Below are 11,085 nucleotides of genomic sequence, written 5' to 3' on the forward strand. Positions count from 1 at the left end.
ATCGCTTGCCGATTTACTGGCGCTCTTTTATGACGCTCAAGGATTGGCAACATGCTCGACTCTGCACAACAAACGCCGCAAGCCACCCTATCGAACCAACCTGATAGCCACTACCAACCGCTGCAAAACGCCGTGCCGCGCTGGCTGGGCGAAACCTCCCCGCGCCACCGCCAAGCCTTGAGCAGCAACGTTGCGCGCCTGCCTCAATCCGTGCGCGATGCGAGCCCGGGCAACCGCGCTGAACTCAAACGCCTGGCCAGCGCCCACTGGGACGCCCAGAACACAGTCGAACACGCCCTGGCCAATGTGCTCGATGCCCCAGACTTTGCCGAGCCGATCCTCACCCTGGCACTGAAGACACGGTTCGACCTGGACCTGGACGTCAAAAACACCTTCCTGCGCCTCTACATTCCGCAGACGATTCCCGGCTTCCCGATCCGTTCGGGCGCGGCGCGCACCTGGACGGTGTCGCTGCTGGACGCCGTGTTGCACAACTTTGAACCCGAGGAAACCCAGGCAGATGCCTATGAAGCGGAGTCGACCTTCATCACTCGCCCCGACGCCAGGGGCCATTTCGACACGTTGCCGGCCATCAAGCGCGCACTGTCCATCAGCGCCTTTGCCCAGCTCTGCCGCGATCTGGACATCGGCGCACTGTACGCCACCTACCTGCGCGAACAGCTCGGCCTGAACGAGCCCGTCGCCAAGGCCGTCGTGCGCAGCAAGGTTGAACACAGCCAGAAAACCGAATTACAGACTGCACTGCAGTGGGCCTTGATCACCGGCGACATCCAGCCGGATTATTTGCGCCTGATCCAGGGCCTGCTCGATGGCCTGGCCGGCATGCGCCTGGACGGCCAGGCGCTGCACTACCACGACCTGAGCCTGATGGGCGCGGACTTGCCCGGCATCATCGTGTTTGCCCCCAACCTGGAGACCACCCGTTCAGCGGCGCGTGTCGTGGCCTACATACCTGGCGACCCCGATCACCCGATCAAGGAATACCCCTCCTCCCAGGCGATGCAAAAAGAGCTGGTGCGCCAACTGCGCGACGTACGCTATCAACAGTTCTTCAGCCGTTTTGTGGCCCATGATCAGCGCGGTTTTTTCTTTGCCAACCTGGGTCAGTTGCTGAACAAGGTGACCTGGCACCCTTACGTCCAGGGCAGCAGCCTGCCGACCTGGCGGGAGACGCCCACAAATAATCCACGGCTGCGCTTTGTTGCGACACCACGCAGCGGCGACCTCAAGCGCCATCAGTACCAGCGCAAACTCAATCAACTCATCAACGACGGTCGTACCACCGCAATCGCCACGGCAACCGTCGACCGCAATGCCCGATGGGCGCGGTGGGATTCATGGGTCAACGTCGCGTCGTCAATCCTGGAAGCTGCCGCGCTGATCATCGCGCCGTTTGTGCCGTTTGCCGGCGAATTGATGATGGGCTATATGGCCTATCAACTGCTCGACGAGGTATTCGAAGGGATCATCGACTGGAGCGAAGGCGTGGGCAGTGAGGCCGTCGAGCATCTGGTGGGCGCGGTTGAAGCGCTGCTGCAATTGGGGGCCTTCGCCGTCGGCAGCACCATTGCCCTCAGCGAGTTCCGCAGGGTTTTACCCAAGCGCCTGGTCGCCTTCATCGACCGGCTTAAACCGGTAACGCTCGCCAATGGCCGCACGCTCTACTGGAAACCCGACCTTACGGTGTACGAACAGCCGATCAGCGTGCCTCCCGGAACCTATCGTGACAAGGCAGGCCTGTTCCAGCATCGCCAGCAAAGCCTGTTGCCCGTGGGCACCGGGGTCTATGCCGTGGAAAAAGCCCCGGCCTCCAGGTCCCTGCTCATCGAGCACCCTTCGCGTCCCGACGCCTACCGTCCAACCGTGCATCACAACGGCCATGGCGCCTGGCACACAGAACTGGAGCATCCGCTGCAATGGGACCGGCAAACGCTGCTTCGCCGTCTGGGGTACAGCGTGGAAGGCATCAGCGAAGCAGACCAGGCGCTGGCACTGAACATCAGCGGCGTTGACGAAAACGCGCTACGCAAAATGCACGTCAACAGCGAGACGCCTCCCGCCCTGCTCACGGATGCCTTGGACCGCTTGCGGCTCGACCGGGAGATTCAAACGCTGATCGACCGGCTTGATAGCGACGACCCCCAGGCATACGGCAAGGTGGACCCTCAGACCAACCTGCAGTTACTGACCAGCTACAGCTACTGGCCTGAAACCCGGCGCCTGCAATTTATCGATACCCAAGGGAAAACCGCCTGGACGTTTGGCGACACCTCACTGCCCTCCATCCAAATACCCGAAAGCCTGTTGAACAATGGCGGCCTGCTCAAGGCAATACTCACCCAACTGCCACCTGAGGAGGCAGCCCGTGCGTTTGGTGCAGCGGTGGGTGATTCGCGCCTGAGCCTGGACACACGCGCCGCTCATCTGCGAAAAAAACTCGCGGCCATTGCCGAGGAAAAGCGCGTTTCCTTGTTCGAATCACATTACGCAACCCTGCAAGCCACCCGCAACCCGCGGGCACAACGCCTCATGGACACCGCCCCAGACCTGCCCGCCAGCGTTGCGGAGAAACTGCTGGAGCGCGCCACCGCACAGGAACTGGAAGAACTCGATAACCAACGCACGCCACCGCGCCTGAACCAGCTCGCGCGCAACGCCCTCGAAGAGGTACGCCTGAGCCGGGCCTATGAAGGCCTGCATTTTGGCGGCGAGAGCCTGGACACCCAACGTGCGGCCATGCACTCGCTGCCCTCACTGCCGGGCTGGTCAGACCAGGTGCGCCTGGAGCTCAGGGACTACTCCGCCACCGGCAACCTGCGCGACCAGGTCGGCGCTGCCGAGGCGCCGATTGTGCGTACGTTGGTGCGTAGCGAAACCGGCGACTACACGCTCCACGACACCCTCAGTACGCTCAACGCCCCCACCGATTTTTACTCGGCCCTTCTCAGTGCGCTGCCCGACAGCCAACGCCAGGCCCTTCAGGTGGATGTCGGTGAAGGTTCACGCCTGCGCCAGCGCATTCGCCAACACCCAGTGGCGCGCAATCAACTGCGCGAACTGCTCAGCGCAGACCCAGTCCGTAAACCGACGTATGACCCGACCCTCATGAAGCTTCTGGGCGGCATGGATGGCTATGAGGCCCAGACGCCTTACGGTGAGGGCCCGCCGCCGCTGGCGGCGCAGGTACGCGAGCTGTTTCCCGCACTTGACGATGCTCAGGTAGAGACCACACTGGCCTACCTGCAAACGCAACCCGGCGGCGCCAGCAATGAACTTGCGCGCCTGCGAGAGGAACGCCGGATGTTGCGCCAAAACCTGCAAACCTGGCAGGAAGCCATCCCCACCATCGACCCCGAAACCCAGCGTGTCATGACCCCTGAGCGACGCGATTACGAGGAAAGAACGCGCCGCCTGGTAGCCGAACAATTGGAAGAGTGCTGGCGCAGGGAAGCCGAACGCGACGAGTACTTCATGGACCCCAATGCCAACGGTTATAGCCTCAGACTTCAGGCCGAAGGGTTAGCCGACCTGCCGGATCCGGGCTCAACGTTGAACCATGTCTCACTGCTGTCTATAACCGGCAGCCACCGCCTACTGGGCGTCGATAGTTTTTTGCAGGGTTTCCCTCGGCTGCGCCACCTGGAACTCAGGGCCATCCCATTGGGAGACGTGCCGCCACAGATCAGCACGTTCTCCACGTTGAACAGCCTGATCCTGAACGACTGCAACATCACCCTCACCCCGCAGAGCCATGCCCGATTAAACGCAATCAGTGCCTTGCACGCGCTGGACCTCCACAACAATCCACTGGGCCTCATACCCGATGTCCAGGCCATGCCCGAGCTGACCCTGCTGGACTTGTCGGCCACCGGTATCGACCGCTTGCCCAACGGCGTGCTTGATCGCCCTCAGATGCAGGCGGTTATGCTGAATGACAATGAAATGACCGAGCTCCCCCCGGCCCTATTCAGCGTGACGCCCGAAACCGCAAGAAAGTTCGACCTTTCCGGCAACCCGCTTTCACGGCAGACACTGGACCAGATCAAGACCTACTGCCAGACCCACGGCGAGTCTTTCAGCGCCCAAGCCCCCAATACAGAACGTGCCAGAGTCATGAGCCTGTACCCGACCTTTTCGGACGCCGAAGCTGATCTCGCGATCTTCCGCCTGCCCGGCGACATGGACGCCGTTGCCCCGGCATTGACCCTGCTTGAAGCCGAGTACGCTCAACTGGGCACCGACCTTCAACAATGGGCCCTGAACGTACCTGACCGCCATCCCGTCCTCGGCATCCTGCTAGATGATCAGACCATCGCCCAGGAGCAACTGGCGCGCCAGCGCGTCAAGACCTTGCTGGAAGAGGCTTGGCGTCGTGAAAGCGAGGTGGACCAGGAAAGCCTGTCGGATGACCTGACCCATTCAGTGACCATCGAAACATCAATCATAGGCCGCCTGCCGGAACTGAACGCCTCGTTCGATTATGTCACCAACCTTGAAATCGACGGCAATGGCGTGACTAACGGTGTCGATGGCACTTTGCGCTGCTTCACCAAACTGGAAACACTGACACTCAGCCATTGCAGGCTCGGAAAGTTGCCGGTGGCCTTGGCCCACATGCCGAAGCTCTCCACCCTGAACCTTGAAGAATGCGGAATCACCTTGGCTGCGCCGGACATCAACCTGCTGGGCGAAATGACCCAACTCGAGTACCTGAGCCTGACCAGTAACCCGCTGAGCCTGGCACCTGACATCAGTAACCTGCATCAGTTGAGCGCGCTTCATCTACGCAACACCGGGATAAACCAGGTGCCCCGCGGGCTGTTCAGCCTTCCGGAACTGGAGACGCTGGACCTGAGCGACAACCTGATCAGCGACATTCCCGCCGACCTGCTGGAAGCGACCACGGCCTATGGCCAGGATTGCGATTTCAGCCGCAACCCATTGTCGCCACAAAGCCTGAATTATCTGAGGCAGCACTACGCGCGCACCGGCATTGATTTTCAGGTAGATGCCGCCACCGTGGATGAGCAAGGCGTGCCCATCGTCGTAGTGGGGCCGCAGCCGATGGAAGAATGATCAGCCGCGCTCGGAAGGCACCGACGATAATTCGAACGGGCTGCTGCTGCGCCGCTGGTTGCGGTCTTCACGCGGGGTGGCACCGAAGAAGTTGCGGTAGGCGCTGGAGAAGTGCGGCCCCGAGGAGAAGCCGCACGACAGGCCGATCTGGATGATCGACTTGCTGGTTTGCATGAGCATCTGGCGCGCCTTGTTCAGGCGCAGCTCCAGGTAATACTGGCTGGGGACGCGATTGAGGTATTGCTTGAAGATCCGCTCCAGTTGTCGTCGCGACACGCACACATGCTGGGCGATTTCGTCGGTGGTCAGCGGTTCTTCGATGTTGGCTTCCATCAACAACACCGCCTGGGTCAGCTTCGGATGGCTGGAGCCCAGGCGGTTTTGCAGCGGAATGCGCTGGCGCTCGCCGCCTTCGCGGATCCGCTCCACCACCAGTTCTTCGGAGACCGCACCGGCCAACTCGGCGCCGTGGTCACGGGCCAGCACCGCCAGCAGCAGGTCGAGCACCGACATGCCGCCGCAGGCGGTCAGGCGATCACGGTCCCAGTCGAACAGATGGCTGGTGGCGATGACCTTGGGGAAACGCTCGGCAAAATCGTCCTGCCAACGCCAGTGCACGGCGGCGCGATAGCCGTCGAGCAGTCCGAGCTGGGCCAATGGATACACACCGGCCGAGAGGCCACCGATCACACAACCGGCGCGCACCAACTGCTTGAGCGCGGTGCTCAGTTGCGAAGCAATGACGGTGGGCGGCTCATCCGCCAGCAGGAACAGCTTCTGGAAGCCCTCAAGCTTGCCGGCCCACGGCTCACCGGGTAATTGCCAAGCGCCATCGGTGCGCGGTTCCGCCAGCAAAAAAGACAGTTCGTACACCACGTCCGGATGCACCCGCTGAGCAACGCGCAAAGCCTCCTCAGCCAGCGAAAGCGTCAGGGCTTTTGTGCTGGGCCAAATCAGGAAACCAATTCGATGGGCGGTCATGGAGGGCTATCCGAAGCGAGTAACAGTAATGGAGACAAAGGCCAATGCTAGCCCGTAAACGAACACAAATCTCAAAACATATGGAGATCCAATGTGGGAGCTGGCTCGCCTGCGATAGCGGTGCATCAGAAACAGATGTGCCAACTGATCCACCGCTATCGCAGGCAAGCCAGCTCCCACAAGGAATTGGGGCCTATCTTAAGACTGCGAAGCATGCACTACTTCAGTGCACAAAAGCAGTCTTGACTATTTCAAGCTGCCCGAAAGGAACTGCTGCAAACGCTCGGACTGCGGGTTAACCAGCACTTCGCGCGGGTTACCGCGCTCTTCGACGATGCCTTTGTGCAGGAACACCAATTGGTTCGACACTTCACGGGCAAAGCCCATTTCGTGGGTCACCACCACCATGGTGCGGCCTTCCTGGGCCAGGTCCTGCATCACCTTGAGCACTTCGCCAACCAGCTCGGGGTCGAGGGCCGAGGTGGGTTCGTCGAACAGCATCACCTCAGGCTCCATCGCCAAGGCACGGGCAATCGCCACGCGCTGCTGCTCACCGCCGGACATGTGGCCCGGGAACGCATCCTTGCGATGGCCCACGCCGACTTTGGCCAGGTAGTGCTCGGCCTTTTCACGGGCGTCTTTTTTCGACATGCCCAACACATGCACCGGCGCTTCCATCACGTTTTCAAGCGCGGTCATGTGCGACCACAGGTTGAAATGCTGGAACACCATCGACAGGCGCGAACGCATGCGTTGCAGTTGCTTGGGGTCGGCAGCCTTCATGGCGCCGTCCTTGTTGGCCACCAGTTTCAGCTCTTCGTTATTGAGCAGAATCTTGCCGGCGTGGGGTTGCTCCAGCAGGTTGATGCAGCGCAAAAAGGTACTTTTGCCCGAACCACTGGAACCGATGATGCTGATCACATCGCCGGCCGCGGCGGCCAGGGACACACCTTTGAGCACTTCATGACTGCCATAGCGTTTATGCAGGTCTTGGACTTCAAGTTTGTACATGCGGTCGGTTCTCACAAAAACAGGTGGTCAGTCGTTGAGCAAGCGCCCGTGACGCAGCGCATCGCGCCCCGCCACCTTGGCCAGCCAGAAACCCGCTTGGGCATAACGTAGCCGTTCAACGGCAAACAACACCCCTGAGGTGCCCGCGCAGACAATGCTGACGCGGTCGGTCAGGGGATCAATCACTTCAAAAATCGGCTCGCCGGTATCGACCCAGTCACCGGCTTTACGCAGGTAACTGATCACGCCGGCGTGGGGCGCAAACAACAACTCCGTGCCTTCGAAGGGCAAGCCTTCGCAGGGTTCGTGTTGCGGCGCAGGCCATTCGCCCTTGATCAGGCCTTGTTCTGCGAGGAACGCGAGAATGCCTTCAGCGTGGAAGATGGCTTCGTCGCGACCGGTGTCGGCCTGACCGCCCAATTCCAGGGTCGTCGCCAAACACGCCAGCGGAATCTGCGCCTCGGGGAACGCCCGGGACAGACGCAACCACGGCAACGAGCAGGCTTCATCAAACGAGCTGCCGCCGGAATCTTCCGCCAGCAGGCCGACTTTCACATTCAAGTGCGCCGACAGCGAACGCCACTGCGGCCAATGCTGGGGCAGCGCGTACATGTGCAGCGCGGCGTCGGCGTCGCAATGCAGGTCGAGGACGATATCGGCGGTGCACGCGTGGCTCAGCAGTACCCGTTGCATGCCTTGCAGCTGGCTGCTCGGCTCGGGCAACGCGTCGAGAGCATCGGTCATCGCCTGGCGGATCAAGCGCACGTTGGCATGCGGATCATCGCCCAACGCGCCCTTGAGCAACTCGACAACCGGCTCGCTCAGCTCGACAAAATCGCGATTGAAATTCTTGCCGCTGCCAATCTCGAAACGCCCCTGGTGGCTGCCTTGCAGCAACTGGCCCAGGCCCATCGGGTTGGCCACCGGCACCAGCTCGATCACGCCGTTGAGCGCGCCTTGCTGTTCCAGTTCGGTGAGGCGCTTTTTCAACTCCCACGCCGCGCGCATCCCCGGCAATTCATCGGCATGCAGGCTGGCCTGGATATAGGCCTTGCGCTCGCCACTGCCAAAACGAAACACGCTCAGTTGGCGCTCGCAGCCCAGGTGACCCCAGGGCAACAGGTGATCGATACGTTCCATATCAATGCTTCCTTGGAGCCAGGTAGCTCAGCCAGCGGCCTTCGGCCAACTTGAACAGGCGCACCAGGATAAAGGTCAGGCACAAGTAGAACACGCCGGCCGTGATATAGGCTTCGAACGGCAGGTAGAACTGGGCGTTCACCGTGCGCGCGGCACCCGTGATGTCGATCAAGGTGACGATGGAGGCCAGGCTGGTGGTCTGCAGCATCATGATCACTTCGTTGCTGTACTGCGGCAGCGCACGGCGCAGGGCCGACGGCAGCAGGATGCGGCGGTACAGCTTGTAGCGCGACATGCCCATGGCCTTGGCCGCTTCGATCTCGCCATTGGGCGTGGCCTTGAGGCTACCGGCAATGATCTCGGCGGTGTAGGCACTGGTGTTGATCGCAAAGGCCAGGCACGCGCAGAAGGTGGCGCTGGACAGCAGCGGCCACAGGAAACTTTCGCGTACGGCCTCGAACTGCGCCAACCCGTAGTAGATCAAAAACAGCTGCACCAGCATCGGCGTGCCGCGGATCACGTAGGTGTAGAGCCAGGCAGCGCCATTGACGATCGGCTGCTTGGACACGCGCATCAAGCCCAGGGGCAAGGCGGCGAGCAGGCCAAAGAACAAGGAGATGGCGAGCAATTTCAGGGTGGTCACCAAGCCGCCGAGGTACAGCGGCATGGCATCCCAAATGACGTTGTAGTCGAAGATCATAGATCAGCCGCCCTTACGCCTACCGAGTAGCGCTTCTCAAGATAGCGCAGCGCCAACAACGACACGCTGGTAATCACCAGGTACATCGCCGCCACTGCGAGGAAGAAGGTAAAAGGCTCGCGGGTGGCATCTGCCGCCTGCTTGGCCTTGAACATCATGTCTTGCAGGCCCACCACCGAAATCAACGCAGTGGCCTTGGTCAATACCAGCCAGTTGTTGGTGAAACCGGGGATCGCCAGCCGAATCATCTGCGGCACCATCACCCGGAAAAACACCTGGAAGCTGCTCATGCCATACGCAAGGCCGGCCTCGGCCTGGCCCTTGGGAATGGCCATGAAGGCGCCACGGAAGGTTTCCGAGAGGTAGGCGCCAAAGATGAAACCCAGGGTGCCGATCCCGGCGGCCAAGGGGTTCAAGTCGATATAGTCGTCATAGCCAAGCAGCGGCGCGACGCGGTTCAGCAAGTCCTGACCACCGTAGAAAATCAGCAGGATCAGCACCAGGTCGGGGATCCCGCGGATCACCGTGGAGTACAAGTCACCCAGCCAGGCCAACCAGCGCACCGGCGACAGGCGTAACGCGACCCCGATCAGACCCAGAACAATGGCCAAGGCCATGGACGACAAGGCGAGCTGAAGCGTCAACCATGCGCCATCGAGGATGACGGCCCCGTAGCCTTTCAACATGATTCAGGTCCTCGAAAAGGGGGATGAAAAAATGGCGCAAACCGCAGGAATTCTGTTGCTTGCGCCATTCTGGACAGACAGCTGCGTCGAGTTACTTAGGGTCAGCGCCGTAAATATCGAAGTCGAAGTACTTGTCCTGGATTTTCTTGTATTCGCCGTTGGCACGGATCGCCGCGATGGCCGCGTTGATCTTGTCCAGCTCAGCCTTGTCGCCTTTGCGTACAGCGATGCCGATGCCGTCGCCGAAGTACTTGGCGTCGGTGAACTGTGGGCCCACGAACGCGTAGCCTTTACCGGCCGGAGTTTTCAGGAAACCGTCTTGCAGCAAGGTAGCGTCAGCCACGGTGCCATCAAGGCGACCGGCTTCCACGTCCAGGTAGATTTCGTTCTGCGAGCTGTAAGGAACAACCGTGACGCCTTTAGGGGCCAGGACTTCCTTGGCGAAACGATCGTGGATCGAGCCGCGTTGCACGCCGATTTTCTTGCCTTTCAATTCATCCAGGCTGTCGCTGACCGTGGTGCCTTCCTTCATCACCAGCTGCGCTGGGCTCAGGTAATAGCGGTTGGTGAAGTCCACGGACTTCTTGCGGTCTTCAGTGATGGACATGGACGACAGGATCGCATCGATCTTGCGCACTTTCAGTGCCGGGATCAGGCCGTCGAACTCTTGCTCGACCCACACACACTTGACCTTCATCTCGGCGCACAGGGCGTTGCCGATGTCGTAGTCAAAACCGACGATGCTGCCATCCGGCGCCTTCGAGGCAAACGGAGGGTAAGCCGCTTCGATACCAATCTTCAGGGGCTTTTCATCAGCGAAGGCCTGCATGGACAGCACGGACAGCGCCAGGGCGCCCAACAGCACAAGTTTCTTCATCTTGGGACTCCATCGGTATAGGGCAAAAAAGCAGTATGAGCCGTGGCCCACGATGCGACTTAAGTGAAACCGAATAGCGGTGCTGCGTCCTACCCCGTTTCAACACTGGAGACGACGAGCGAGTGATCGGCATTCTAACGACAGGCCGGAAGCCGATATTTCCTCAATGCGACAACAATTTACAGAAGCACTGAGAAAGCGGTTCCAGCACATTGACAGCCTCTGAATTTTATGCAGAGACAAAAGATATTAAACCTGTTGATGCTGCAAATTGCGGGCCTATTATTCGCAAACCCTTCTAGCACGGCAAGTCTGGCGTTTAATCTTATTTCCTGGGGTGTCTAAAACGCGGTTTTTAGGGGCGTTGGCGTAGCACTTTGCCCCAGGTTTGGGCCTGGGGTTACACATTTAGGCTTCTCGGTAACATTCAGAAACGTCCTACGAGAGAAGTCGATATTTATTGGTTTGAGGGTGATGCAGGTCTGTCAGCCCACCACTTCAGCCAGCTTGAAATACCGTCCAAATGTGGGAGCGGGCTTGCTCGCGAATGCGGTGTATCAGTTAGCAGATGTATAGCTGACCCACCGCATTCG

At 60.2% G+C, this 11,085-nt stretch carries 7 protein-coding genes; 1 reads left to right on the top strand and 6 read right to left on the bottom strand.

Annotated elements, in window-relative coordinates:
- The first annotated feature begins 51 nt into the window (after positions 1-51).
- Positions 52-5,097, top strand: a complete 5,046-nt coding sequence (locus ACDZ94_RS01115; protein WP_432750955.1) for a dermonecrotic toxin domain-containing protein — start codon at positions 52-54, stop codon at positions 5,095-5,097.
- Here the strand turns inward: ACDZ94_RS01115 and argR are convergent, their stop codons facing one another.
- The 6 genes from argR to ACDZ94_RS01145 all read right to left on the bottom strand — a co-directional run bounded on the left by argR (position 5,098) and on the right by ACDZ94_RS01145 (position 10,492).
- A complete protein-coding gene (argR, locus tag ACDZ94_RS01120; RefSeq protein ID WP_064453797.1) occupies positions 5,098-6,078 on the bottom strand; it encodes a transcriptional regulator ArgR in 981 nt (326 codons plus the stop codon). It abuts the gene before it with no gap.
- Between the two features lie 246 nt (positions 6,079-6,324).
- Positions 6,325-7,089: an ABC transporter ATP-binding protein gene (locus ACDZ94_RS01125; protein ID WP_003214336.1), complete on the bottom strand. Its 765-nt coding sequence runs from the start codon at positions 7,087-7,089 to the stop codon at positions 6,325-6,327.
- A 27-nt stretch (positions 7,090-7,116) separates the two neighbouring features.
- Positions 7,117-8,229, bottom strand: a complete 1,113-nt coding sequence (locus tag ACDZ94_RS01130; protein ID WP_432750956.1) for a succinylglutamate desuccinylase/aspartoacylase family protein — start codon at positions 8,227-8,229, stop codon at positions 7,117-7,119.
- A gap of 1 nt (position 8,230) precedes the next feature.
- Positions 8,231-8,929 carry an ABC transporter permease gene (locus ACDZ94_RS01135; RefSeq protein ID WP_064453799.1) on the bottom strand — a complete coding sequence of 233 codons (699 nt, stop codon included), beginning with the start codon at positions 8,927-8,929 and terminating at the stop codon, positions 8,231-8,233.
- A complete protein-coding gene (locus ACDZ94_RS01140) occupies positions 8,926-9,615 on the bottom strand; it encodes an ABC transporter permease (RefSeq protein ID WP_053257623.1) in 690 nt (229 codons plus the stop codon). The genes ACDZ94_RS01135 and ACDZ94_RS01140 overlap by 4 nt, the downstream gene beginning before the upstream one ends.
- 91 nt (positions 9,616-9,706) lie before the next feature.
- Entirely contained in the window at positions 9,707-10,492 is a 786-nt protein-coding gene (locus ACDZ94_RS01145; protein WP_017138432.1) for an ABC transporter substrate-binding protein, read from the bottom strand.
- Positions 10,493-11,085 lie beyond the last annotated feature (593 nt).

The sequence above is a fragment of the Pseudomonas sp. UBT genome (assembly GCF_050915955.1).
In the GTDB taxonomy this organism is placed as follows: Bacteria; Pseudomonadota; Gammaproteobacteria; order Pseudomonadales; family Pseudomonadaceae; genus Aquipseudomonas; species Aquipseudomonas antarctica_A.

Excerpts from the sequence above, each read along its gene's own strand:
- ACDZ94_RS01115 (WP_432750955.1), top strand. The coding sequence starts at position 52 with ATGCTCGACTCTGCACAACAAACGCCGCAAGCCACCCTATCGAACCAA.
- argR (WP_064453797.1), bottom strand. The coding sequence starts at position 6,078 with ATGACCGCCCATCGAATTGGTTTCCTGATTTGGCCCAGCACAAAAGCC.
- ACDZ94_RS01125 (WP_003214336.1), bottom strand. The coding sequence starts at position 7,089 with ATGTACAAACTTGAAGTCCAAGACCTGCATAAACGCTATGGCAGTCAT.
- ACDZ94_RS01130 (WP_432750956.1), bottom strand. The coding sequence starts at position 8,229 with ATGGAACGTATCGATCACCTGTTGCCCTGGGGTCACCTGGGCTGCGAG.
- ACDZ94_RS01135 (WP_064453799.1), bottom strand. The coding sequence starts at position 8,929 with ATGATCTTCGACTACAACGTCATTTGGGATGCCATGCCGCTGTACCTC.
- ACDZ94_RS01140 (WP_053257623.1), bottom strand. The coding sequence starts at position 9,615 with ATGTTGAAAGGCTACGGGGCCGTCATCCTCGATGGCGCATGGTTGACG.
- ACDZ94_RS01145 (WP_017138432.1), bottom strand. The coding sequence starts at position 10,492 with ATGAAGAAACTTGTGCTGTTGGGCGCCCTGGCGCTGTCCGTGCTGTCC.